Here is a 25,065-nt window from a genome sequence, read left to right on the forward strand (position 1 = left end):
TTGCCTCGAGGGCTAATCGGTCGGGGGTTCCGGGTTCTCGTCTTCGTCGGGGAGGAATACGGCCGCGGTGGCTTCGACGAGCTCGATCGCCTGCTGCGGGCACGCGTCCACGCACAGGCCGCATCCGATGCAGTAGCGCGCGTCGAAGGACAGCTTGCCGTTCTCGGGGCTGGGGAAGCGCGCGCCCGTGGGGCACGCGGCGACGCAGTCCAGCGAGTTCGTGCAGCGGCTGCGATCCGTTTCGGACAGCACCACGGGCACGCGCGCCGCGATATCCGGGTTGCGGTCGATGGCCTCGAGCAGCAGCTGGCGCTTCGGCCACATGACGTGCTTCGTGCGGCCCTGCGGAACGAAGTCGTTGAATTGCACGCCGTCCACGAGGTTGAGGCGCGCCCGGGCTCGTGCGCGCTCCTTGCGCTCGTAGAACTGCTGCAGCACGTCGGAGTTGCGCAGGCGGCGCTTGCCCGACGCGATGTCTCCCACGTCGCTCACGAGGTTCGTGAACGCGCTGCGGCGGTCGACGCCCTCGGGGTTCGCCAGGTCGCGGACCAGGTTCTCCTTCTCGGGGATCTCGTCGAGGTAGCCTACCTTCGCGCCGCTCCACTCCTCGGCTGTCTCCACGGCGTGGGCGTACAGCATCTCGCCCATCTCGCCCGCCCGCTCGCAGTCGGCGCAGTAGGCGAGGTCGGCCGCGATGCGCACGGGGATGTTCTCCGTCAGCACGAGCGTCCAGAACTCGGGCGACAGGCATGCCAGGCACGGCAGCACCACCACGTTGGCGGCGGGCTCCAGACCGGGAAAGACGTTTTCCTTGCAGGTGAGCACCACGTCCTCGCCGCGCAGCGCGATGCGGCGGATGCGCGCGTGCACGTCGATCATCGTGACGCGCGAGGACGAGAACGCGTCGCAGATGCCTAAGCAGATGCCGCAGCGCGTGCAGACGTCCGCGTCGATGGTCGGGCGGCCGTCCTCAGCGAAGCCGATCGCGTCGTGCGGGCAGGCCAGCGCGCAGCGGCTGCAGTCGGCGCCGCGCACGCGGGTGCAGTAGTCGCGCAGCACGACGATCTGGTTGGGACGGCCCTCCGTATCGGCGGAGGGGCCGTCGGCCTGCTCGGGCATGTTGTCAGGGGCGTCAGCCACCGAACACCTCTTTCGTCACGTAGTCGATGCGGGCCAGCACGTCTTCGCGGGACAGCAGCTCGATGCTCTCGAACAAAGGCGGCGACACCATGTTGCCGCACACCGCCACGCGCAACGGCTGGAACAGCAGCTTCGGCTTGAGCTCCAAGCGCTCGCCCTCGGCGCGGCACGCTTCCTGCAGCGCTTCGGCCTCCCAGGCCACGTTCTCGTCGGCCAGCACGCCGCGGCAGGCGCGCAAGGCCTCGTCGGCGCGCGCGCCCTCCTTCTTCAGCACCTTGTTGACGCTCTTCTCGTCGAGCTCGCGCACCTCGGGGCCCCAGAACATATAAGGCAGTTTTTCGGCGGCATCGGTTAGGCGCGTCTCGCGTTCGGCAAGCAGGGGATAGAGCCTTGCGTACCATTCGGTTCGAACGTCGATGTCGGCCAAAGCCGCCCGATGAACCGAATCGTCGGGAAGTGCAAGAGGAGAGTAGACGGGTTCGCCGCGAAGCGTTTCGCTGACTTCCGCGGACGGTTCGGCCCGCTCTCCCGTCTTGCCGACAACCCGAGCCTCGGCAAGCCATATTTTCGATGCCTGCACCCAGGCGTTCGCTCCCATCTCCTTGATGTACTGGCCGTTCATCCAATCGAGCTTCGTCTCGTCGAACACGGCGTCCTTTTTCGTGACGCGGTCGAGGCTGAAGCGCTCGCATAGGGTTTTGCGGTCGATGAGCGTCGTTTCGCCGTCCAGCGACCAGCCCAGGAGCGCCAGGAAGTTCACCATGGCGTCGGGCAGGTAGCCGCGCTCGCAGAACTCCTCCACGCTGGCCGCGCCGTGGCGCTTCGACAGCTTCTTGCCGTCGGGGCCCAGGATCATGGACAGGTGGGCGAAGGTGGGCACGTCGAACCCGAGCGCCTCGTAGATGAGGATCTGGCGCGGGGTGTTGGACAGGTGGTCGTCGCCGCGGATGACGTGCGTGACGCCCATGTTCGCGTCGTCGCACACCACGGCGAAGTTGTAGGTGGGGGAGCCGTCGGTGCGCACGACGATCATGTCGTCCATCACCTCGGCCGGGAAGCTGACGTGGCCGTACACGGCGTCGTCGAACTCGATGGCCCCGCGCTCGGCGGGCACGCGCAGGCGCCACACGTGCGGCTCGCCGGCCTCGATGCGCCTGGCCGCCTCGGCCGGGTCGAGGTCGCGGCAGGTGCGGTCGTAGCCCGCGTAGCCGCCCTCGTTCGCCTCGGCTGCGGCGCGCTTGGCGTCCAGCTCCTCCTTCGTGCAGAAGCAGGGGTACACGCTGCCGCGCTGCTTCATCTGCTCGAGCGCCGCGGCGTAGGTGTCCGTGCGTTGCGTTTGGAAGTAGGGTCCGGCGGCTCCCCCCACCTCGGGGCCTTCGTCCCAATCGAGCCCCAGCCACTTCATTGCGTTGAGGATGACCTGCACGTTCTCCTCGGTGGAACGCTCGGGGTCGGTGTCTTCGATGCGCAGGATGAAGTCGCCGCCCATGGCGCGCGCGAACACCCAGTTGTAGATGGCCGTTCGTGCGCCGCCCACATGCAGGCGGCCGGTGGGGGAAGGTGCGAAGCGCACGCGGACTTTCTTGTTCTCGTCAGTCATGGTTGCGGTGATCCTCCAGATTGGATGATTTCTCGTTTCAAGTCCTCGAAACAGGGTTTCGGGGGCGAATGCCAGTATAGACAACCTGGCTCAAGCCGCAAACCGCGCGCGCCGCATCCTCATCAAAATGCTCGACCGCCGCGCTCGCGGCGCATTGGCGCGCGCTTCAATGCGGGCGCGTCGGGCCTCGGTCGTGTCGGGCCGGAATCCCGCATTCCGGGTGGCGGAGGAGCCGCCCGATTGGCCCCCTGCCGCGAAAAACCGCGTTTTCTCCCATGTGCCGGACTTATGTGCACCTCTGCTTTGGGAAAACGCCCCTTGTAGGAGGTGGTGCGACCCTCTGTTTGAGAAAACCGCAGGTCAGAAATTAACCAAGTCATACTTTTTCCTTTTCGGTGCCCTGAGAGGTGCGCATAAGTCGGGCACATGGTGTTTTTCGGCCCTTTTCGATGACGCGAGCGCGCACAACTCAAGGACTTGTCCCCGTTTCGGTTTCCGTGCGCTGCGCAAGGGGTGCTGGGGAGAGGGGCGGGGCGGTCGCCTTTCATAGCGCTCGCTTCGCCTATCGCTGCACCAGCAAGCGGTGGAGCTCGATGCGACGGTTTGCCCATGCGTCCCAGCCCGGTCCGAACTTCTTGCCCAGGGCGCTGGCCACCAGCAGCGCGACGCGTTCGAATTCGTAGTAGTTTCGAGCTTGCCCCCAAGTGAGGGTCACGACTCGTGTGCCCAGGTGCTCGATGCCGTTGCGCCGGATGGCGTCCTCGGAGGCCTTTCGGTCGCCTCGATGGTGCTTGTCGCTGTCGTATTCCACGGAGATGTTCGCGCGGGGCCAAAACAGATCGGGAAGGTACGCCGATTGCGGCAGCGCACGGCGGTTTTTCCTCGTCACTTCGAAACGCGGGTTCAGCTGCGGTTTCTCCAGGCCGAAGCCTCCCATGCGCGGATCGAATACCATGGTTTCCGCGATGTCGGTCTCCATCGGCGACAGCGAGTTGTCGCACGCGTAGCGCAAGGCCCGCTTCACGTCGGCGGCTCCGCGCACTCCTCGAGCCTTGTCGGCGAAGCGCTCGATGCCGGCGACGGTCGTTGCGGGTGGCAACTCGGTGGCGTCGCCTCCTCGGCCGTCGGGCAGGCGGTATCGTCCGCAGAGCTCGTACAGGAATTCGACGAGCAAGGGGAACGGCGTCGACGGCGCGATCGACAGGCAGGTGAGCTCGGGCGAGGCGACCATCACGTGGCGCGACAGCTTGACGAAGGATCGCTCCGGTAATCGATGCGAGCACACGTGGAGCTTCGTTCTCTTGCATCGACGGCGCGACGACGCATCGGGCGCGAGGAGGTGGATTGGCTCGGAGAGCCATCCGACCCCCGCCTCCTCGAGGGCTGCGAGGTCCGAGGCGCTGAACGGAGGCGTCTCGCGATCCTGTCCGAACGGCGTGGCCGCCCTCGCACGGGTCTTCGCGCTCGGATCGGCTCTCCTCCAGTATTCGACGGCCGGCGCATCGGCAAGGTACAAGGTCATGTCGCTCCTTCCCGGTGGGGCCGACTGCGAAACGAATGACATCTTACCAGTTCAAATACTAAAAATATACCGATTTGAGCGCTGGAAACGCGCTGGGTTTTGGCTAGATCCGCGTAGCATTTCCGCTAGATCCGCGTCGGTTCTGCGCGGCTTCGCAGGTGGGAGGGGCGCCCTACGCCCGTTTGCGGCGCAGCAAGGCGCCGACGACGACGGATGCGATGGACAGCAGACCCGTCGCAGCGAGCCACACCGCCCCCATCCCTATCCAGAACTCGGGCGGGTACATGGTGATGAGCAGCGAGTCGTAGGAGAACGTCCACGTGCCGTTCGCGAAGAACAGCGAGTGGAAGGCGGCGAAGAAGCCGTTGAAGTCCGCGACCACCCATGCGGCCAGAAGCGCGAACACCGCGATGACCGCGATGCCCGCCGCCATGAGCACGCCGCCGAGCGCACGGCGCCCCACGCGGACGGCCATGTGCGCGCAGGCTGCTACGGCCACGAGCGCGACGACGATGAGCCCGATGCGCGCGCCCGCCACGACGTGGTACACGTCGTCGAGGTGCGACAGGGCGTCGGCGGGCAGCGTGTACTCCTCGGGCGCGGCGGCCAGCTCGTCAGGGGCGGCGTCGGCGTAGGGGGTGCCCGCGCTCTCGTTGATGGCGTGCAGCATGGAGAACACGGCCTCGCGGTCGTTCGACCCTACGGTGTAGTCGCGCGTGGCGACGGCCGCCTGCACCAGCTCGTCGTGCGAGAACGGCGTGCCCGGGTTGCCGTTGCCGGAGAACGCTTCGGCCAGCATCTCGGTGGTCTGCGGAAACGCCGCGCATGCGGCGAACCCGGCCGCTACGAGCGTGATCGCCAGCGACGCGGCGGCCACCACGGCGGCGAGCTTGTTCATCAGATCGGTCATCTCTCGTCTCTCTCTTCTCGCGACGTTCCCGCGGCATGCTGCGCCGGCAGGGCGCCCCCGCCCCGCCGGCGCCGAAGTTCCTAGTCCACCCAGATCGTGGCGGCGGTCATGCCCTGCATGTCCTTCGAGATCGTGGGCAGCGGCCCCAGGCGGCTGAACACGCCCTGGAACACGCCGTCGTACAGGTACAATCCGTTCAGGTTGTTGTACAGCTTCGGGGCGTCGGACACCTCGTCGTCGGTCAGCTGGTCGATGCCCGTGTCCGGCGGCAGCGTCTCGGTTTTGAAGGGGCGGATGTAGCGCTGCACGATGAACGGGGAGCCCGCGCGACCGTTCGCGAACTTGTCGATGAGACCCTCCCATTCCTCTTGCGACACGTAGCAGCCGGCGTACACGTCGTCGGCGCCGTAGTGGTCGGTGGGCTTGATGATCCACTCGTCCTTGTTCGCGCGGATCTGCGGCACGTTGATGTAGTCGTCGTCCAGAAAGGCCGTCATCGGCACGGTCTCCTCGATGAACGAGATCTCGTCGCCGTCCAGGAACTCCAGGGTCCGCTCGTCGAACAGCACCTTGAATATCTGCTTGTCGTGTACGATGTGCCCGGCGAAGCTGCCGATGAGCGCCACCTTCTCGGCGCGCACCGCGTTGAGAAGCTCCTGGGAGTCGTCCCAGTGGTCGATGACGTCGTTGGTCACGCAGCGCCGCCAGATGGCGTCGATGCGCTGGCCGTCCTTGTCGTGCAGCGCCTCGCCGTCGAAGGAAAGCTCGCGCACGTCGGCCACCACGCACTCGACGCCGCGCTGGCGGAACAGGTCGGCGTAGATGTGGAACTCGTCCACCACGCCGTTCTCCAGGTAGTCGCAGATGGCGATGCGCGGGTTCTCCACGCGGCGGGCGTAGGTGGCGTAGATGTCCAAGAACGCCTGCACCCACGACTCGAACAGCTCGCATCCCTCCACCTGGTGGCGGCTCGCGAACTCCTTGAACGTTTCTGACTGCGCCACCGACGTGGTGATCTCGCGGTTCTCATTCATGCCCGACGAGCCGTCGGCGTTGAACTCGCAGAACTTCACCCGGTAGTCGTCCTCGTCCAGGAACGTGTCCACGCGGGCGAACGGCAGAACCGAGTCGTAGCCGCGCGGCAGCAGGATGAGCTCTTCCAGACGCGGGTCGAAGTCGAAGGCGCGCCGGTACTCGGGGTCGGCCAGGTACCGCTCGATGACCTTGACGAGGATGCGGTGCGCGGTTTCCGCCGTCTCTTTCATCGTGTCGTAGGTTTTTCTATTGAACAGGCGGGGGATGAACGAGCACGCTACCACGCGGTGGTGCACGATGGCCGTGGAGCTCTGCATGTAGTCGTAGGCGGCGCGACGTCCGGCGACGTCGCCGCCGAGCGCGTCCATGATCTGGAAGTACTCGCGCGTGTAGTCGGCGTTGGTTGGCATGGCGATCCTTTCGGGACGCCGCTCCCGAAGCGGCGGGACGTGCTCGGGGCGGAGGCTGGATTTCAACCAAAAAGTCTACCACGAGCCGCGCGCCGCGATCGGGGAAGTTGCCGTATCGCCACATGAACGGCAACGTCACGGAATCTTTCCGGGCTCGGTCGAGGGGCGGGCGAGCGCAGCCGACGGGGCGTTGCCGTCGTGCGGAGCGCGCTTCGCCGGGGCGCGCGCCGCATGCGAACGGCGCGGTCGTGGGGGTTGCGCGCATGCGGGGTTTTCTCTATTGCGCGGACGGTTCTTTCGGGGTACCATCGGCAAGGTTTCACGGGGATTCCGGCTTTTCGCACGGTTCTCTGTTTTATCAAGAGTCGGGGGAGAGAGTTGGCTCTGTGATCCCGACACCAACCTGGCGGATACGCCAAGGTGGTCCGGCCTACAGCGATGAAGGAGGAACGTATGGCCGAAGAATGCTCTACCTATTTGTTCACGTCCGAGTCAGTCACCGAGGGTCATCCCGACAAGGTGTGCGACCAGATATCCGACGCGGTGCTCGACGCCATCCTGGCCAAGGAGATCGAGCTGGCCGCCGCCGGCTACGTGGCTCCCAGCGGGCAGCCCGCCGATCCCGCGCAGGTGCGCGTGGCCTGCGAGACCATGGCCACCACCGGCATGGTCATCGTCACCGGCGAGATCCGCACGCAGGCCTACGTCGACGTGCCCGCCATCGTGCGCGAGGTGCTGCGCGACATCGGCTACGACCGCGCGAAGTACGGCTTCGACTGCGACACCTGCGGCGTGCTGAACGCCATCCACGACCAGAGCCCCGACATCGCGCAGGGCGTCGACGAGAGCTGGGAGGCCCAGCACGGCCTGGACGAGGGCGACCCCTACGAGCGCGTCGGCGCGGGCGACCAGGGCATGATGTTCGGCTACGCCTGCGACGAGACGCCCACGCTCATGCCGATGCCGGTGTATCTGGCCCACCGCCTGGCCGAGCGCCTGACCGAGGTGCGCAAGAACGGCACCATGCCGCTTCTGCGCCCCGACGGCAAGACCCAGGTGTCCGTGCGCTACGAGGGCGGCCGCCCCGTGCATGTGGAGAAGGTGGTCGTGTCCACGCAGCATGCCGAGGAGATCGCCCACGACGAGCTGCGCGCCCAGATCGTCGAGAACGTGGTGAAGCCGGTGCTCGAGCGCGAGGGCGTGGCGCTGGCCGACGACGCCGAGATCCACGTGAACCCCACCGGCCGCTTCGTGGTGGGCGGCCCCATGGGCGACGCGGGCCTCACCGGCCGCAAGATCATCGTCGACACCTACGGCGGCATGGGCCGCCACGGCGGCGGCGCGTTCTCCGGCAAGGACTGCACGAAGGTGGACCGCTCGGCGGCCTATGCGGCGCGCTGGGTGGCGAAGAACGTGGTGGCCGCGGGCCTGGCCGCGCGCTGCGAGGTGCAGGTTGCCTACGCCATCGGCATGGCGAAGCCGGTCAGCGTGATGATCGACACGTTCGGCACGAACGCGGTTCCCGAGGCCGACATCATGGCCGCGGTGGACGCGACGTTCGACCTGCGTCCGGGCGCCATCATCGACGCGCTCGACCTGCGCCGCCCCATCTACCGCTTGACGGCCGCCTACGGCCACTTCGGCCGCGAGCTTCCCGAGTTCACCTGGGAGCGCACCGACAAGGCCGACGAGCTGCGGAAGGCTTGCGGCCTGGCGTAAGCGACAACCGTAGAAGCTTGTGGCGAACCGCCCGTTGCGATCGCGCAGCGGGCGGTTTCGCGTTTGCGGCGCGCGGGACGGTGCCCTGAGGGGGGATCGGCGCTTCGCGTGAAGCGTGAGCGTTCGGCTAGGCGCTTGGCAGGTCTGGAAGGGTTTCTGTCCCGCGTTCTCTCCCGCGTGCCGTTTCGTGCTGCCAGCCGGGCTCTTCGCTGTTGAACCAGGGTTAGCAGGGAAAGCGGGGATCGTGGGCGCGAATCGACGTCCGTGACAATTTCGGGGGTCGTTTCGAGCCGTTTCGAGCCGTTCGCGCCGGGTTTCCGGGAAGGCGCTCGACATATGCCCAGGTCGCTGAAACTCGGAACCGTCGCAATATGAGTTCGCCGAAGGCAACATTGTCATGGTGGTCGATTCGTGCCCACGGATCCCGTCGCCCGCCGCCCGGCCGGGAGCGGCGCCGCCCGGCCGGGCCCCCTCCGATCCCGGCTCGACGGCGAAGGATCGATGACAACTCAGGTTTGACGGCGAACCGGGCTCGAAATGGCGAAAAGTCGGCGAATTCGGAAGAGATCGTGCGTTTCGGTCGAGCTCGTTGCGCGATATCGAAAGTGATCTTTCCGGTGACCTGTCCTTATTCGACAGGAGCTTTCTCTGTGCGCTTGAGGTTCGCTTAAGAACTTCCGAATCCGATGGTTTTTCGTCAACGGTAGCGTGTTCCGCGGTTAAACCAAGATTGACATAGCCCAGGTCGGCTCGTCCCTCGAAAACTCGCCGGCGGTTCGGAAGCCCTCTTCGGCCATCGACCAGGCGCTCGTCTCGCCCGATCGCCAGCCGCCCGATAGGGGAAGCGGCGTGCGGCGGTGCATGTCGATCCTGGTTTAACAACGGATAGCGTGTTCGGCTGCAGGGGCGAACGGGATGCCAAGGGATTTCCTGCGGTGGAGCGGTAGGGTTCCTGCGGCAGCTCGGGGTTGGGATATACTGGGGGCATGAAACTCGCATCCGTCATCTTGGACATACCCACGCAGGCGCTCGACGCGCCGTACACCTACGCCGTCCCTGAAGAAGCGGGCGACCAGCCGATCGAGGTCGGCTGCGCCGTGCTCGTGCCGTTCGGGCCGCGGCAGGCCGTCGGCTTCATCATCGGCATCGAGGAGCGCGCCGAAGGCGATTGGCCCGCAGGTCTCGACCCTGCCAAGCTCAAGGGCATCGTGCGCGCGGTGAGCCGCCCGTACTTCGACGAGGAGGGGGCTGCGTGCGCGCAGTGGCTCTCGGAACGCTACATCGCGCCGTTGTCGTCGTGCGTGCGCCTGTTCACGCCGCCCGGCGGCGTGCCGCGCATGGTGCGCGCGCAGGGAGGCTACTGGCGTCTTGAAGAGCCGACGGTGGGGGAGGTCGACGACCGCTGGGTGGTGCCGGGGCCTGCGCTCGCGGACTTCGAGCCGCGCAAGAACGCCGTGAAGCAGGCGTCCATCGCGGCCGCGCTCGAGCGCGGCGAGCTGCGCGTGGCCGAGTTGACGGCCGAGTTCGGCGCGGTGTCGTCGCCCCTCAAGGCACTGGAGAAGCAGGGCGTCGTGCGCATCGAGCACCGCCGCCGCATGCGGGGGATGGCGGAGGGCTCCGCAGGTTCGGCGCCGTCGGCCGACTCGGCCGCCGTGCCGTCGTTCACCCCCTCGCCCAAGCCGCCGCTGACGCGGGGGCAGGCTGATGCGCTCGCGGCCATCGACGCGGCGCGCTCGCGCGGCGCGGGCGAGGTGGTGCTCGTGGACGGCGTCACCGGCTCGGGCAAGACCGAGGTGTACCTGCAGGCCATCGAGGAGACGCTGGCCGCCGGGCGCACGGCGTGCGTGCTCGTGCCCGAGATATCGCTGACGCCGCAGACCGTGGCGCGCTTCCGTGGCCGCTTCGGCGACCTGGTGGCCGTCATGCACTCGCGCATGAGCCAGGGCGAGCGCTACGACCAGTGGGATTTCATCCGCTCGGGTGCGGCGCGCGTGGTCGTGGGCGCCCGCAGCGCGCTGTTCACGCCGCTTTCGAACCTCGGTCTCATCGTCATCGACGAGGAGCACGAAGGTTCCTACAAGCAGGACAGCGCGCCGCGCTACCATGCGCGCGACGTGGCTGTGTGGATGGCGCGGCGCGCCGGGGCCGCCGTGGTGCTGGGAAGCGCCACGCCCTCCATTGAGGCGCTGCACGCCTGCGCGAAAAACCCCTCATGGCATCAGGTGAGCCTGCCCGAGCGCGCGAACGGCAAACCGTTGCCCGAGGTGCAGGTGGTGGACATGGCGAAGGAGTTCAGCGGCGGGTCGCGTTCGATGTTCGCGCTGCCGCTGGCCCGCGCGCTCGAGGAGGAGCTGGCCGCCGGCCGCAAGGCGGTGCTGCTGCTCAACCAGCGCGGCTTCGCGAAATTCTTGCTGTGCCGGGAATGCGGTTTCGTGCCCGAGTGCCCCTCGTGCTCCACGTCGCTCACGTACCACGAACGCGGCAACTTCCTGATCTGCCATCACTGCGGCTATCGGATACCCACGCCGCCCGTGTGCCCGGAATGCGGCAGCCCCTACCTCAAGAAGTTCGGCGCGGGCACGCAGCGGGTCGAGGCCGAGCTGCGCGTGCTGCTCGACGAGATGCCCGGCGTGGACCCGGGGGTGCCCATCGTGCGCATGGACGCCGACACCACGAGCGGCAAGGGCGCGCACCAGCGTCTGCTCGAGGAGTTCGCCGCCGCCGACGCCGCCGTGCTGCTGGGCACGCAGATGATCGCGAAGGGCCTCGACTTCGAGGACGTCACGCTCGTGGGCGTCATCAACGCCGACACCATGCTGAAGCTGCCCGACTACCGCGCCTCCGAGCGCACGTTCGACCTTGTGGAGCAGGTGGCGGGCCGCGCGGGCCGCGCCGAGCTGCCGGGCCGCGTGCTGGTGCAGACCTACGAGGCCGACGCTCCCGCCATCCGCGCGGCCGCCGCCTACGACCGCGCCCTGTTCCTGCGCGACGAGCTGCCGAAGCGCCGCCTGCTGGGCTACCCGCCCTACGTGCGCATGGCGAACGTGCTGGTGTGGAGCAAGGACGAGCCGGCCGTGCGCCGCGTGGCGGCCGAGCTGCAGGCGGCGCTGGAGGAGGCGGTGCGCGACTTCGGCGGCGACGGTTGGAGCGTGCTGCCCGCCACGCCGTGCGTGCTGGCGAAGCTGCGCGGCACGTACCGCTGGCATATTGTGGTGAAGTGCCCGGCTGACGCCGACCTGTCCGATGCGCTGCTGCCCCTCTTCCGCCGTCGCAAGCCCGACAGGGATGCGAACGTGGCCGTGGACGTCGATCCCGACGATCTGCTGTAGCGCGCTCGCGCCGCGGCTTGCTGACGTTCGGCCTACCAGCCCTCCATGAACCAGGCGACCGTGAACGCCACGCGCTCGCCCCAGGCCAGACCCGCGATGTCCTCGTCCGCAATGGGCGCGCGCAGCGAGGATCGGTTCGCGTACGCCCAGTCGTACAGCGCTGCGGAATCGACGAATCGCTGCGGCTTCGAGGACGACCCCAGCACCACGGCGTAGTACTTGTGCCCGTCTCCGCGGTTCACGGCCGACGCCGCGCAGGGCCCGGCGGCCAACGTGTAGCCGGTCTTGGCCGCGCACGCGCCCGGGTAGCTGCCCAGCAGGGCGTCGGTGTTCTCCAGCGCCAGCGTCACGGGCGCCCCGTCGCGCTGGACCGTGATGTCTGCCTGCGAGAACCCGATGTTCGCTCGGACGAGGTCGATCTGCATGGCCGCGCGCAGCATCGTCGCCACGTCGGCCGCGCAGCTGTACTGCCCCTGGGCGAACGCGTCGAAGTCCAGGCCGTGCGGGTTCGCGAAGAACGAGTTCTCCAGCCCCAGCTCGGCCGCCTTCGCGTTCATGGCCTCGACGAACGCCGCCTCGCAGGCGTACGCGTCGCCGCCCGACCCCTCCTGCGCCAGCATCCGCGCTCCGGCCGCTTGGGCGATGGCCGACGCCGCGTCGTTGCCCGAAGCCGTGAGCAGCGCCTTCAGCGCGTCGTCGAAGGTCATAGAGTCGCCTTGCGCGAGCCCGGCGCTCGATTCGCCGACGCTGGCGGCTTCGGGCGTGACCTCGATCATCGTCGATGCGTCCAGCCAGTCCGCCGCCACGATCGCGGTCATGATCTTCGTCAGCGAGGCGATCTGCGCGGCGTCATCGGCGTTGCGGCCGAACCACAGCGTGCCGTCCTCGTCCATGAGCGCGGCACAGGATGCGTCGAAGTCGGGAAGCCGGTCGGGCGGCAAGGCGCGCTCGGCGGCGCTGAGACGGAGCACCATGTCGTCCTCGTTCACGGAACCGAAGGCGGCCGCGAGCGGCAGGCACGCCAGGAGGCCGACCAGGGTCAGGCAGGCGGCTGCGCGGAGATGGCGGCGTCGGGCGTTCATCGGCTGCTCCTCGGGTGCGTGCGGAGGGTTCGTCTGCGTAACAGTTTACGCGCTGGAGAGCGTCGCATGGGAAGCGGCTTAAAACGGTTTTATCGGTTCTTGCGGGCCTCCGTTCATGTCGGATCGTAGGTTTTCGGCAAGACCGTGGTATCCTAGCTGATCGTGAGACGTTCTCGCGGGTGTCGAAGGAGGGATGGGCTGTGGGAAAGAGAGCGGCGCGTTGCGTCTGCTCGGCGATGGCCGCATTGCTGATGGCAACAACCGTCTTCGTCGTTCCCGCGGCGGCCGATGTCGGCGGTTCGCGGGATGCATCCGAGGACGTTCGAGTGGTGCGCGTGGCGTTCCCCGAGGTCGAAGGCATCAGCGAGACCGATGCCGACGGCGTGCGCTCCGGCATCCTCTACGATTGGCTCGCGGAGGTTTCCAAGTACACCGGATGGACCTATGAGTTTGTGGACGGCGATGTCCAAAGTCTCATGAAACGGACGTCTGCGGGAGAGATCGACCTCATGGGCGGCATGTACTATCGGGAGCAGCTCGTCGATTCGTTCCAGTATTCGAACTTCGCCATCGGTGCGAACCACGCCCTGCTCATCAGCCTCGAAGAGAACGACGATGTCGTCGTCTTCGACTCTCGCACGCTCAACGGCAAGACCATCGGCGTGTTCGAGAACGCTACCGAGAAGATTCGCCGTCTCGAAAACTACCTCGATTTCAACGATATCCACTGCATCGTCCTGCCGCTCGACTACGATGCCTACTCGAAATGCCTGGACGACGGCACCGCCGACGTGGTGCTGGGCGGTGACGTGGACGTCACCGAAGGCCGCAGGGTCGCCGCCGAGTTCGACGGCGAACCGTACTACATAGCCATGCCGTTCGGAAGCGATCTGAAGGACGATCTGGATGCAGCGATGACGTCGATCTACACGGCGAATGCCGAGTTCGCGAACGAGCTCGATGCAAAGCACCTGCCGTCCCGCCGCCAATGCGCCATCAAGTTCTCCGAAGCCGACCGTGCGTTCATCGACAACGCAGGCGAGATCAGCGTGGCCGTCATGCAGGGCCGCTACCCGCTGTACTACGAGCGCGACGGACTGTACCAGGGCATCGAGAAGGATGTGCTCGACCTGGTCACCGAGCGCACGGGGCTCGCGTTTCGCCTCGTGCATGCCAGTACGTACCAAGATGCCGTCGACCTGGTTAAATCGGGGGAAGTGGACATGATGGGCGGCTTCTTGGACGACGGCTACGCGGCGGACGGCCAACAGCTCGCCATCACCGAGAGCTTCGCGTCGCTCAACGAGGTGGTGTTCCGCAACAAGCTGGCTTCCTCCGGGGAAACGGTCTTCGCCCAGATCGAAGGGCGTGATGGCACCGACGGCGTGGAGGCTTCCGAGGTCGTGCACTACCGTACCTACGAAGACTGCCTCGAAGCGGTGAACTCCGGACGCGCCGACGCCACCAGCATGCCCGTCGCGTTCGCGGAAGGCCTGTTCATCGACCACTCGTTCAGCAACATCACGCCGGCAACCTCCGAGCATCATGAGGCGGGCCTTTCGTTCGCCCTCGCCAAGCCCGTGGACACGGAGCTGTACTCGATCATGAGCAAGGCGGTGAACAGCTTCTCGCAGGACGAGCTGGACACCATCGCGTCGCACAATAGCATGCCCTCGTTCGGCAAGCAGCGCACCATTCAAGCGCTCGTCTCCGAGAACCCCTTGCTCGTCGTGGCGTTGAGCCTCGTGCTGTGCCTGTTCGTGGGCGCTATAGTCATCGTGGTGTCGGTGGCGAAGGTGCGCAACCGCATGATGGAGATGAAGCTGGAGAAGGTGGAGGAGATGGGCCGAGCGAAGACCGACTTCCTCTCGCGCATGTCCCATGAGATCCGAACGCCGATGAACGCCATCATCGGGCTTTCGAGCGTGGCGTCGCTGTCGGGGGAAGCCACGCCGTCCATTCGCTCGAGTCTCGAGAAGATCAACATGTCGGCCCAGTTCCTGCTGTCGCTCGTGAACGACATCCTCGATATGTCGAAGATCGAGAACGACAAGATGCGCATAGAGACGGCGCCGCTCCGCCTGCGCTCGTTGGCCGAGCGTCTGCAGAGCATGTTCTTTCTCCAGGCCGAGGACAAGGGAGTCCTGTTCGAGACCCGCTGCGATGCCGACGACGTCGTGGTGGGCGACGACGTGCGGCTGCAGCAGGTGCTGGCGAACCTCTTGTCCAACGCGCTCAAGTTCACCGATCCGGGGGACGCCATCCGGCTGAGCGTGGTCGTGCTCATGCGCGACGAGGGAAGCGCGCGCGTGCGCTTCAGCGTGGAAGATACCGGCGCGGGCATCCGCGAGGAGGATCTCGAGCGCATTTTCGTGTCGTTCGAGCAGGCGTCCGAGAATCGCCGCAACGCGCAGGGGACGGGTCTCGGCCTGGCTATCAGCAGCAACCTCGTACGACTCATGGGCGGAAGGCTGGACGTGCAGAGTCGCGTCGGCGAGGGTTCGGAGTTCTTCTTCGTGCTGGAGCTGCCGACGGCCGACGAGGAGGCTTTGGGGGACGAGGAGACCCCTGCGGAAACGGCCGACCGGTCGCTTGCGGGCTCGCGCGTGCTGCTTGCCGAAGACAACGATCTGAACGCCGAGATTGCCGTGGCGCTGCTCGACATGCAGGGCGTCGAGGCGCGGCGTGCGGCGAACGGGCGCGAAGCCGTGGACATGTTCGAAGCTTCGGAGCCGGGAGCGTTCGATTTCGTGTTGATGGACGTGAAGATGCCGTTGCTCGACGGCCTCGAGGCGGCGATCGAGATCCGCGCGCTCGATCGGGAAGACGCTCGCACGGTGCCCATCATCGCGCTCACGGCCAACACGTTCCAGGAGGACCGCGAGGACGCGGCCGCTGCCGGGATGGACGGCTTCATCCCCAAGCCCTTCGATGCCCAGCAGCTCTACGAGACGCTGCGCAGCTACCTGCCGCGCAAGGGGTAGGCCCACGGTTGCGGCGCAAGTTCGCGAGCCTCGCAAAACCTGCGCAAGCGTCATATTCGTCAGCAAGATGACGGAAAAGTGTGGTATATTATTTGGCTGTATCTTTGCGCCTGGTGCGTATGTATACTCATGCCCTGCGCGCAGTCCGGTCGGAAAGGAAGATCACGTGGCCCAAGCCTCAAGCAAGCAAGCCCAAGAGCGGAACAACGCGGCGGTTGCCTCGATCGAAGCCGAAGACATCCTGGAGGAAGACGCCCTCGACGACGAGCCCGATGTGGTCGACGCCGGCGACGGACTCGACGACGATAAGCTTGAAAGCCCCCTGTCCGATGACAGCGACGACGAAGACCTGCTCGAAGGCATTCCTGAAGAGGAGCTTAAGGCGACGGTCGAGGTTCAGCTGCCCAAGGTGGCGGGCAAGAGCAAGGTGCGCTCCGTGCGCAAGCGCAATGCCGACGCCAGCGTGACCATGCTCACGGGCGACCCCGTCCGCATGTACCTCAAGGAGATCGGCAAGGTCCCGCTGCTCACGGCCGCCGAAGAGATCGACCTCGCCATGAAGATCGAGGCCGGCGTGGCCGCCATGGAGGAGCTTGAGAAGGCCGAGGACGAGGGCATCGAGCTCGAACGCCGCGAGAAGCGCCGCCTCGGCCGCATCGAGCAGGTGGGCATCGACGCGAAGCAGCAGCTTATCGAGGCGAACCTGCGTCTCGTCGTGTCCATCGCCAAGCGCTACGTAGGACGCGGCATGCTGTTCCTCGACCTTATCCAGGAGGGCAACCTCGGCCTCATCCGCGCCGTCGAGAAGTTCGACTACACGAAGGGCTTCAAGTTCTCGACGTACGCCACCTGGTGGATCCGCCAGGCCATCACGCGCGCCATCGCCGATCAGGCCCGCACCATCCGCATTCCCGTGCACATGGTGGAGACCATCAACAAGCTCGTGCGCATCCAGCGCCAGCTGTTGCAGGAGCTCGGCCGCGAGCCCAGCCCCGAGGAGATCGGCAAGGAGATGGGTCTGCCCGCCGAGCGCGTGCGCGAGATCCAGAAGATCTCGCAGGAGCCCGTGTCGCTGGAAACGCCTATCGGCGAGGAGGAGGACTCCCAGCTGGGCGACTTCATCGAGGACGACGCCGCCGTGGTGCCGCCTGACGCCGCCTCGTTCAGCATGCTGCAAGAGCAGCTGTCGAAGGTGCTCGACGGCCTGGCCGAACGCGAGCGCAAGGTGATCAGCCTGCGCTTCGGCCTGGAGGACGGCCATCCCCGCACGCTCGAGGAGGTCGGACGCGAGTTCGGCGTCACGCGCGAGCGCATCCGCCAGATCGAGAGCAAGACGCTGGCGAAGCTGCGCCACCCGTCCCGCTCGAGCAAGCTGAAAGACTACCTGGAAGATTAAGGTTCCGGCGGCCTGACGGCCGTCGGAACGGGCCGACGCTGCGAAGGACCCTGGCGCCCCGCCTTGGCGCGATGGCGAAGACTCGCGTACGCAACGTACGCTTCGCCTTCTCCATCCCGCCAATTCGGAACGCCAGGGTCCTTCTCGCTGACTTACTACGCCAACCTGCGGCATGCGAAGATTGGATCTGCGCTGTATGGATAACGAAAACCTCGAACTGTTCGCTAGCTGCCTGTCCGGTTTGGAGGCGCCGCTCGCCGAAGAGCTGAAGCGTCTGGGCATCAAGCGCGTGCGCCCCCTCGGCGGGGGCGTCGCCTTTTTCTGCGACGTGCGCCATGCGTTGTCGGCGTGCCTGTGGTCGCGGCTGGCTTCGCGCATCCTCGTGGTGGTGGGGCGCGTGAACGCAGGCGATGCGAACCTGCTGTACGAGGGCGTGCGGCGCATCGCCTGGGAGGGCGTCATCGTTCCGGGCGCGAGCATGTCCGTGCAGGCGCACGGCATGAACGACGAGCTGCGCAACACCCGGTTCACGGCGCTCAAGGTGAAGGATGCCGTATGCGACCGTTTGCGTGAGATGCGCGGCGAACGTCCCGACGTCGACGCCGATCATGCCGACGTTTCGGTGGATGTGCGCGTGCGGGAGGGGCGCGCCACGATCTCGCTCGACCTGTCGGGCGAATCGTTGTACCACCGTTCCTATCTCACGCCCGACGACGGTCCTGACGCCCCGCTGTCGTGCGCGCTCGCGGCCGGACTTCTGGCGCTGGCAGGTTGGCGCACCCGCGGAAGCCGCGGCGAGGCACTGGTCGATCCGGCGTGCGGCGACGGCTTCCTGGTGGTGGAGGCGGCATCTGCCGCGTGCGACCTGGCTCCGGGCCTTACGCGCGAGCGCTGGGGTTTCTTCGGCTGGGTGCCTTCGGATCCTGACGTCTGGAACGAGCTCATCGACGAGGCGGACGAGCGGTTCGAACGCGGCCTCGCGTCGGCCACGGCGCCGGGCGCGCTCGACGGCCCCGCGTCGGCACCGCCCGATCCGGCGCATGTGCGCTTCGCGGGCGCGTCCACGTCGTCTCCGGCCATAGCGCGGGCGCGCGTTCATGCCAAGCGCGCGGGCTTGCGCCAGGCCGTCAGCATCGAGCTTGCGGACGCGCAGAGCGTCGATGAGCTGGTGTCGCGCGTGTGCGCCGCTGCCGGCAGGGAGCGCGGCGGAGAGGCGGCCTCGTGCACGGTCGCCAGCGTGCTGCCCACGGGCGAGCGGGCCCAGTCCGACGCGCGCTCGCAGGCTGACGCGGCCGCGTTCGTGCGCGCGGCTTCGGTCGCTCCGGCGGGCTCGACGTTCGCCGTGGCCGGCGGCGAGATTGTGGAGGCGCGCTTTGGCGTCGCGCCCGCGGTGCGCGCCGTGCTCGGCCGCGACCGCGTGGAGACCGAGGCGCTCGTGTTCGACAAGCCTCCCATGGAGGCCGTGAAGGTGGTCGTGCCCGATCCCGCGGGCGGCGCCGAGCATGTGGTGGAGGTGCTGGAGCCGACGTCCGAGCAGTTCGCCGCACGGCTGCGCAAAACGGCCAAGGAGCGCCGCAAGTGGGCGCGCCGTGAAGGCGTGTCGTGCTACCGCGTGTACGATGCCGACCTGCCCGACTACGCCGTGGCCATCGACGTGTATCCGGGCGCGGGCGATGCCGAGGGCAACCTGTACCTGCACATCGCCGAGTACGCGGCGCCCTCGACCATCGATCCCGGCAAGGCGCAGCGCCGCTACGACGACGTGCTGGCGCTCGCGCCCGTGGTGCTGGGCGTGCGCCCCGACCACGTGTTCTCGAAGGTGCGCCGCCGCGACAAGGGCGGCAGCCAGTATCGCGACTCGGGCCGGCGCTCGTACGTCACCCAGGTGCGCGAGGACGGCTATCTGTTCGAGGTCGATCTGGCCGGTTACCTGGATACAGGCCTGTTCCTCGACCATCGTCTCACGCGCGAGCTGGTGGGGAAGAAGGCCGAGGGGAAGCGTTTCCTCAACCTGTTCGCCTACACGGGTTCGGCGAGCGTGCATGCAGCCGGTGGCGGCGCCAAGAGCACTGCGACGGTGGACTTGTCGCAGACCTACCTCGACTGGGCCGCGCGCAATATGGCAGCCAACGGCTTCGAGGGGGAGCAGCATACCTTCGAACGCGGCGATACGATGGCGTGGGTCACCGAAGCGCGCCGCACCGGCCGCCGCTTCGACCTCGTGTTCGTCGATCCGCCCACGTTCTCCAACTCCAAGGCCATGGGCAAGCGCACGTGGGACGTGCAGCGCGACCATGTGGAGCTGCTCATCGGCGTGTCGCGCCTGCTGTCGGAAGAGGGCGAGGCCGTGTTCTCGTGCAACCTCCGTTCGTTCAAGCCCGACGAGGAGGCGCTGGCCAAGTACGGCGTCACGCTCGAGGACATCACGGCGCAGACCATTCCCCACGACTTCGAACGCAACCCCCGTATCCATAAATGCTACCTGGTTAAAAGAACCCAGTAACCCGTCTTCCTGTTCCTCGACGCGGCGTACGGGCTGCCGACGGTGCCGGTGATGGCGAAAAAGCATCGAATTCGGAAATCTCGCACCGGTTTTCGCGGGTGCCGGTCGGCTTCCTTTTGCGAAACGCCTGGTCGCGCAGTGGCCTTTCCTGCATACATTGTGCCGAGTGTGTCCGAAAGGACGCGGCGGTTTCCAAATTCGACGTCTTTTCGTCATTTTCAGCCCGATGCGCTGCAGCGTCGGGCTTTTGCTCGGTCTTCTCGTATTGCAAGATATTCGCAGATCAGAAATATTTAGTATTGCTAGGTGATAGAGAGAAGGGTTCGGAATGCAGCTCCGGTTCGCGCAGCAGATGAAGAAGGGCGCGCTCGACATGCTCGTCTTGAAGCTGCTGCAGCACGAGGAGAAATACGGCTATCAGCTGATCAGCGAGCTTCGCGACCGCTCGAACGGCGCGCTCGCGCTCAAGGAGGGCACGCTGTACCCCATCCTCTACCGGCTTGAGGACGGCGGCCTCGTGACCAGCCGCATGAGCGCGCACGTTGCGAAGGAGCCCGCGCGCAAGTACTACGCGATCACCGAGGCGGGGCGCGACGCGTTGCGCGAGATGTACGAGATCTGGAACGAATTCGACGGACATGTGCGGTCGATCATGGAGGAGGAGCAATGAACAAGGAATCCTATGTGAAGGCGGTTGCGAAGCGTCTGACCTGCTCGAAAGCGCGCCAAGCCGAGTTCGTGCGCGACCTCGAATCCGACATCGCCGCTGCTCTGTCAGCAGGCGAGACCTGGGAGCAGGTGGAATCCCGCATGGGCGACCCGCGTCAGGTGGCGCAAGAGTTCAACGAGGATCTCTCCGAAGCGGAGCGAGCCGCCGGCAAGAAACGCAAGCGCACCAAGACGATAGCTATCGTGGCGACCGTCGCGGTGGCAATCGTCGCGATCGTAGGCGCGGCCGCATGGTGGGCTGCGCCGAAATTGTCTCCCGCAGGACAAAGCTCGAATCTCGGCGAGCAGCAGGTGATCGAACAGGCTCAGAAAGTGGCTGAGGTTGTGGGGGAGGGCGACTACGACAAGTTGCGTCCGATGCTCGACGATGCCGCTGCCGAGGCGCTCACCGAGCCGGTCATGAACGATGCCCATGCATTGTTCGGCGACGATTGGGGTGCTCTCAAGTCGTTCGGAAACACGTATGCAACGGGAGTCTCGCAGATGGGGATGACGGGCAACGCCGTCAATCTGGTTGCAATATACGAGAATACTACGGTGACGTTCGATATAGGTTTTAACGAAGATTTGAAGATCATCGGATTGAATATGAGGTAGGAGTCCTATGGGGTTCGCCCTCGCACGCGTCGTCAGCGCAGTCGGCATGGTTTACGGGTCGTTTCCGCTCGCTGGCGACGGTCGTCTCTCAGATCAAGCAGTATGCCGACGTATTGAAGGAGCATCATGGGTGAGCCGATGAGGTTCGCGGGGAAAGTGGACGGGTGGTATTACGCGTTGACGGTGGGCGTCAACGTCATGCTGGCGTGGCCGCTCGCGTCGTTCTTCGCCGATCCTGCGAAAGAAGGAGCGCTTATAGGCCTTGTCGTCGGGTTGCTGTGCCTCGTCCTCTGCGACATCTTCATCATCCCTACGCTTCTTCGCAACTACGTCGAGTTCGACGGGAAGGGCAACCTGCTCATCGTGTTCGGCTTCCAGAAGGCGACGTATCCCGTCTCGAAGATCCGCCGGTTGCGCGAGACGTCCAACTCGTTGGCTTCCCTGGCGGCGTCGTTCGACCGCATCGAGCTGCGCATCGGCTACGAGGAGCTGATGATCGCCGTCAAGGACAAGGAAGAATTCTTCGCCGAGATCGAGCGGCGGTGCCCCCAGGTCGAGATCGTGCGAAGGGCCTCCGTTTCCAAGTCCAGGTGAGCTCCGGGCGACCCGGCGACCGCCGCATAAAAAACCGGTTGCGCGAGTCGTAGCGCAACCGGTTTCGATTTTCCTGGTGGGCCCAGCAGGGCTCGAACCTGCAACCAAGGGATTATGAGTCCCCTGCTCCACCATTGAGCTATAGGCCCGTAAAGCGTCCCGCTATTCTATCCCAAAACGGGCGCCGATGCCAAGGGGATATCCGCAAGCCGATGCAAATCCTCTTCGAGAAATTTTCGAAAAAGGGGCTTGCGCGTATTCGAAACTACCGGTAAAATACTCAAACGTTGCGAACGACGCAACCGAAACGGTCGCTTGGCTCAGCGGGAGAGCATCGCCTTCACACGGCGGGGGTCACAGGTTCAAATCCTGTAGCGACCACCATGAATTCAAAAGCCTTCCTTTCGGAAGGCTTTTTCATATCCTCACGCTTTCAGCGTGAACTTCCAAGCGCAATTGCAGGAGTCGTCCGTCATATCGGGGAAACAGCTCAGGCATTCGCAGGAGATGCGGTCGTCGATGCTCTCGGCGAACACCCCGTACTCCACCACGCCCACGCTGCGGCAGGGATGGAACCCCATGCCTTTGCGCTTGCGCGCGTTCTGCACGCGGCAGTCGACGATGCGGTAGGTCAGCTCGTCGCCTTCCACGAGGATCTCGTCGACGTTCGCGGCCGACTGGCAGCGCAGCGCGAGCGCGCGGGCCAGACCCTCGATGCCGGGGCGCTCGTCCAGCCCGAGGAACTTCTTGATGCGTCGCGCCTCCGACACGCTGAAGCGCCGCCACGCCTCGATGTCATGGCGCACGGCCGTATCCATGCCCTCTTCTCGTTCGAGGGACTGAAACCAGGTGCCGTCGAGGGCGATGAGGTTCTTCGCGTATATCTCCAGAAGCTCGACGAGCTCGTCTTTCCCAAGGTTGCGCAAGGTGTCGTTCATGTGGGTGCTCCATCTTCTCGCTTTGGCTGGCGCGTATATCGCGTACGTAGGAATTATACTGCGCGCGAACGGCTCCGGTTTTCCTCCCGCGTTCCTCAAATGGGCGGATCTATGGGTCTCGCCCTTCAGGTCGAGCGCAGGGCGGGCGTTCGGACGGGCTGCCGGAGCTTCGGCGATTGCTGTACCGAACGGCGAAAACCGTTATACTGAATCGTTGCAACCATCCAACGAAGAGCTTCGATCAACGGAGAACCGACACTATGAGCATCGATAGTTTTGAAGCGAGCCGCAAGCGCTCCGACGAGATCCGCGCCGATCTTCCCATCCACCCCGAGAAGTACACCATGCTCACGGGCGACCGTCCCACGGGCCGTTTGCACATGGGCCACTACTTCGGCACCATCCGCGAACGCGTCGCGCTGCAGGACATGGGCATAACCACGCGCATCATCATCGCCGACTACCAGGTGATCACCGATCGCGATACCACCGAGCACATCCAGGACAATGTGTACAACATGGTGGTGGACTACCTGGCCTGCGGCATCGACCCCGAGAAGACCATCATCTTCACGCATTCGGCCGTTCCGGCGCTGAACCAGCTCATGCTTCCTTTCCTATCGCTTGTCACCGAGGCCGAGCTTCTTCGCAACCCGACCGTGAAATCAGAGATGGACGCGTCGGGCCACGCGCTCACGGGGCTTCTGCTCACGTATCCGGTGCATCAGGCGTGCGACATCCTGTTCTGCAAGGGCAACATCGTGCCGGTGGGGAAGGACCAGCTGCCGCACATCGAGCAGACCCGTCAGGTTGCGCGCCGCTTCAACGAGCGCTACGGCCACGTGTTCCCCGAGCCCGAGGGCGTGCTGAACGACGCGGTGGAGATCCCCGGCCTCGACGGGCGCAAGATGTCGAAGAGCTACGGAAACGCCATCAGCCTGTCGCTGACCGCGGAGGAAACCGCCAAGCTCATCAAGAAGTCGAAGACCGACGCCGACCGCATGATCACCTACGACAAGGAGAACCGTCCCGGCGTGTCGGCGCTCCTCACCACCGCCGCGCTGTGCACGGGCCGCACCGAGGTCGACATCGCCGAAGAGATCGGCGACGGCGGGTCGGGCACGCTCAAGAAGTACGTCACCGAGAGCGTGAACGAGTTCCTGGCGCCTATTCGCGAGCGTCGCGTGCAGCTGGCCGGTGACATGGACTACATCAAGGATGTGCTGCACGAGGGCAACCGCCGTGCCAACGAGATCGCGAACGCCACGCTCGATGAGGTAAGAGAAGCCATGAACATGGTTTATTAGACTTTTTGGCTTATGACCTGGCCTTATCATTGGAAATCTTGCAAGTGCCCAATTTTTGAAAATTCGGTATTGCGAAATGATGAGGTTCCGGTATAATCTTCACTTGCGCGATCAAGGGCGCACATTCCTCGGTAGCTCAACGGCAGAGCATCCGGCTGTTAACCGGAGGGTTGTAGGTTCGAATCCTACCCGGGGAGCCAGAATTTAACGGCAGGCCAGACGAACAGTCTGGTCTGTTTTTTTATTCCGTCGCATCCGGCACCTTTCGCCTCGCGCACTTCGAAAAGTGCTGATCTTGTGTGCGAGCAAGTATCGGGCTCTGCTCCTCGGATTCTCCGTTGCAGGGCTTATACTGAGGTAGGCGACAACACGTCGCTTATGATCGCAACGCTGACAACACGGTTGCATGCGTCGCAGTATGAGCCCTTCGGGGTGGAAAGCTAGGTTTGTATGTCTCAAGGTACGGTTAAGTGGTTCAGCTCTGAAAAAGGTTACGGCTTCATCTCCCAGGAGAACGGCGAAGACCTGTTCGTCCATTTCAGCGAGATTCAGGGCGACGGCTACAAGAGCCTCGACGAAAACGCCAAGGTGGAATTCGTGATCGCGTCCGGTTCCAACGGCAAGAGCCAGGCCACGCAGGTGTGCGTGCTCTAAAGCTTTGAACGCATGAACGAGCAAAAGCGGCCCTTAGGGGCCGCTTTTTTTGCATGCAAGGCCGGGCTCTGCGGATCACGCTTCGCCGCGCAGCTTCTTCTCGCAGTCACGGATGGTCTTGTCGTAGTTGTCGATCTTGAAGTTCAGGCGATCGAGGCCGGCCTGCATCTCGGCGATGCGCTGCTCCACGAGCGCACGTTGCTCCTCGAGCAGTGTTTTGCGCGCTTCGAGGGTCGAGTCGCCCTGGTCGTACAGCGCCATGTACTCGATGAGCGCCTCGATGGACACGCTGGCGGCCCGCATGCACTTCACGAACTGCACGCGCGCGCAATCTTGCTCGCTGTAGTCGCGGATGCCGCTTGCCGTGCGGGTGACGTTCGGCAGCAGGCCGATGCGCTCGTAATAGCGCAGCGTGTCGGCGGACAAGCCGTATTCCTTGCTCACTTCGGCGATCTTCATGGGAAGCTCCTTACCTCGTAGGTGCATTGATGAACCACATGGAACCCACTCCAAGTCAAGCGATGGCGGGCGAATCTGCCCGGATTCCCGTAGCATGGCCCTTCCTTTCGCATGCGATGACGGATGGCAGCAGCGTGCGATCCAGGCGGCTTTCCGC

At 65.3% G+C, this 25,065-nt stretch carries 18 protein-coding genes, 3 tRNA genes and 1 riboswitch; of the genes, 12 read left to right on the top strand and 9 right to left on the bottom strand.

Translation table 11 applies throughout. The features are described 5' to 3' along the window. Nucleotides 1–12: 12 nt before the first annotated feature. From ELEN_RS06500 to ELEN_RS06520, 5 genes are all read right to left on the bottom strand, one after another. Entirely contained in the window at nucleotides 13–1,140 is a 1,128-nt protein-coding gene (locus ELEN_RS06500; protein WP_015760508.1) for a 4Fe-4S binding protein, read from the bottom strand. Next, the gene (gene gltX / locus ELEN_RS06505; RefSeq protein WP_015760509.1) at nucleotides 1,133–2,740 is read right to left on the bottom strand and encodes a glutamate--tRNA ligase; all 1,608 of its coding nucleotides are present in this window, start codon (nucleotides 2,738–2,740) and stop codon (nucleotides 1,133–1,135) included. Before gltX ends, ELEN_RS06500 begins: the two co-directional genes overlap by 8 nt. A 562-nt stretch (nucleotides 2,741–3,302) precedes the next feature. Continuing rightward, entirely contained in the window at nucleotides 3,303–4,262 is a 960-nt protein-coding gene (locus ELEN_RS06510; protein ID WP_015760510.1) for a hypothetical protein, read from the bottom strand. 172 nt (nucleotides 4,263–4,434) lie between these two features. Further along, nucleotides 4,435–5,172: a lipoprotein intramolecular transacylase Lit gene (locus ELEN_RS06515; RefSeq protein WP_015760511.1), complete on the bottom strand. Its 738-nt coding sequence runs from the start codon at nucleotides 5,170–5,172 to the stop codon at nucleotides 4,435–4,437. Nucleotides 5,173–5,252: 80 nt separating this feature from the next. Continuing rightward, the gene (locus ELEN_RS06520) at nucleotides 5,253–6,617 is read right to left on the bottom strand and encodes an ATP-grasp domain-containing protein (RefSeq protein ID WP_015760512.1); all 1,365 of its coding nucleotides are present in this window, start codon (nucleotides 6,615–6,617) and stop codon (nucleotides 5,253–5,255) included. Nucleotides 6,618–6,969: 352 nt separating this feature from the next. Next, nucleotides 6,970–7,062: riboswitch (SAM riboswitch) on the top strand. Between the two features lie 8 nt (nucleotides 7,063–7,070). On the opposite strand from ELEN_RS06520, the gene metK reads away from it, so the two are divergent. Together metK and priA are read left to right on the top strand one after the other, a co-directional pair. Continuing rightward, nucleotides 7,071–8,336 carry a methionine adenosyltransferase gene (metK, locus tag ELEN_RS06525; RefSeq protein WP_009304567.1) on the top strand — a complete coding sequence of 422 codons (1,266 nt, stop codon included), beginning with the start codon at nucleotides 7,071–7,073 and terminating at the stop codon, nucleotides 8,334–8,336. 986 nt (nucleotides 8,337–9,322) lie between these two features. Then, nucleotides 9,323–11,665 carry a replication restart helicase PriA gene (priA, locus tag ELEN_RS06530; protein WP_015760514.1) on the top strand — a complete coding sequence of 781 codons (2,343 nt, stop codon included), beginning with the start codon at nucleotides 9,323–9,325 and terminating at the stop codon, nucleotides 11,663–11,665. A 32-nt stretch (nucleotides 11,666–11,697) separates the two neighbouring features. Here priA and ELEN_RS06535 read toward each other — a convergent pair whose 3' ends face one another. Continuing rightward, the gene (locus ELEN_RS06535; RefSeq protein WP_009304565.1) at nucleotides 11,698–12,747 is read right to left on the bottom strand and encodes a D-alanyl-D-alanine carboxypeptidase family protein; all 1,050 of its coding nucleotides are present in this window, start codon (nucleotides 12,745–12,747) and stop codon (nucleotides 11,698–11,700) included. Between the two features lie 200 nt (nucleotides 12,748–12,947). On the opposite strand from ELEN_RS06535, the gene ELEN_RS06540 reads away from it, so the two are divergent. From ELEN_RS06540 to ELEN_RS06565, 6 genes are all read left to right on the top strand, one after another. Beyond that, nucleotides 12,948–15,731 (top strand): ATP-binding protein, encoded by a 2,784-nt coding sequence (locus ELEN_RS06540; RefSeq protein ID WP_015760515.1) that lies wholly within the window; start codon nucleotides 12,948–12,950, stop codon nucleotides 15,729–15,731. A 166-nt stretch (nucleotides 15,732–15,897) separates the two neighbouring features. Further along, nucleotides 15,898–17,127 carry an RNA polymerase sigma factor RpoD gene (gene rpoD, locus ELEN_RS06545; RefSeq protein WP_009304563.1) on the top strand — a complete coding sequence of 410 codons (1,230 nt, stop codon included), beginning with the start codon at nucleotides 15,898–15,900 and terminating at the stop codon, nucleotides 17,125–17,127. Nucleotides 17,128–17,323: 196 nt separating this feature from the next. Continuing rightward, nucleotides 17,324–19,630 carry a bifunctional 23S rRNA (guanine(2069)-N(7))-methyltransferase RlmK/23S rRNA (guanine(2445)-N(2))-methyltransferase RlmL gene (gene rlmKL / locus ELEN_RS06550; protein WP_015760516.1) on the top strand — a complete coding sequence of 769 codons (2,307 nt, stop codon included), beginning with the start codon at nucleotides 17,324–17,326 and terminating at the stop codon, nucleotides 19,628–19,630. A 328-nt stretch (nucleotides 19,631–19,958) separates the two neighbouring features. Then, a complete protein-coding gene (locus ELEN_RS06555; RefSeq protein ID WP_009304560.1) occupies nucleotides 19,959–20,300 on the top strand; it encodes a PadR family transcriptional regulator in 342 nt (113 codons plus the stop codon). After that, nucleotides 20,297–20,956: a DUF3887 domain-containing protein gene (locus ELEN_RS06560; protein ID WP_015760517.1), complete on the top strand. Its 660-nt coding sequence runs from the start codon at nucleotides 20,297–20,299 to the stop codon at nucleotides 20,954–20,956. Before ELEN_RS06555 ends, ELEN_RS06560 begins: the two co-directional genes overlap by 4 nt. Nucleotides 20,957–21,082: 126 nt before the next feature. Beyond that, nucleotides 21,083–21,550, top strand: a complete 468-nt coding sequence (locus ELEN_RS06565) for a PH domain-containing protein (RefSeq protein WP_015760518.1) — start codon at nucleotides 21,083–21,085, stop codon at nucleotides 21,548–21,550. A gap of 74 nt (nucleotides 21,551–21,624) precedes the next feature. Here the strand turns inward: ELEN_RS06565 and ELEN_RS06570 are convergent. After that, nucleotides 21,625–21,699: transfer RNA gene (locus ELEN_RS06570), tRNA-Ile, on the bottom strand. A 160-nt stretch (nucleotides 21,700–21,859) separates the two neighbouring features. Between ELEN_RS06570 and ELEN_RS06575 the strand changes: the two genes are divergently transcribed. Further along, nucleotides 21,860–21,934, top strand: a tRNA-Val gene (locus ELEN_RS06575). Nucleotides 21,935–21,975: 41 nt separating this feature from the next. Here ELEN_RS06575 and ELEN_RS06580 read toward each other — a convergent pair. Beyond that, the gene (locus tag ELEN_RS06580; protein ID WP_009304556.1) at nucleotides 21,976–22,488 is read right to left on the bottom strand and encodes a DUF6125 family protein; all 513 of its coding nucleotides are present in this window, start codon (nucleotides 22,486–22,488) and stop codon (nucleotides 21,976–21,978) included. A gap of 260 nt (nucleotides 22,489–22,748) precedes the next feature. On the opposite strand from ELEN_RS06580, the gene trpS reads away from it, so the two are divergent. From trpS to ELEN_RS06595, 3 genes are all read left to right on the top strand, one after another. After that, on the top strand, nucleotides 22,749–23,795 hold the full coding sequence (gene trpS, locus ELEN_RS06585) for a tryptophan--tRNA ligase (RefSeq protein ID WP_009304555.1): 1,047 nt from the start codon (nucleotides 22,749–22,751) through the stop codon (nucleotides 23,793–23,795). Nucleotides 23,796–23,920: 125 nt separating this feature from the next. Further along, nucleotides 23,921–23,995 (top strand) — tRNA-Asn (locus tag ELEN_RS06590). 250 nt (nucleotides 23,996–24,245) lie between these two features. After that, nucleotides 24,246–24,449 (top strand): cold-shock protein, encoded by a 204-nt coding sequence (locus tag ELEN_RS06595; protein ID WP_009304552.1) that lies wholly within the window; start codon nucleotides 24,246–24,248, stop codon nucleotides 24,447–24,449. 75 nt (nucleotides 24,450–24,524) lie between these two features. Here ELEN_RS06595 and ELEN_RS06600 read toward each other — a convergent pair whose 3' ends face one another. Beyond that, nucleotides 24,525–24,908: a MerR family transcriptional regulator gene (locus ELEN_RS06600; RefSeq protein ID WP_015760519.1), complete on the bottom strand. Its 384-nt coding sequence runs from the start codon at nucleotides 24,906–24,908 to the stop codon at nucleotides 24,525–24,527. Nucleotides 24,909–25,065: the final 157 nt, after the last annotated feature.

The organism is Eggerthella lenta DSM 2243 (assembly GCF_000024265.1).
GTDB classification, from domain to species: domain Bacteria; phylum Actinomycetota; class Coriobacteriia; order Coriobacteriales; family Eggerthellaceae; genus Eggerthella; species Eggerthella lenta.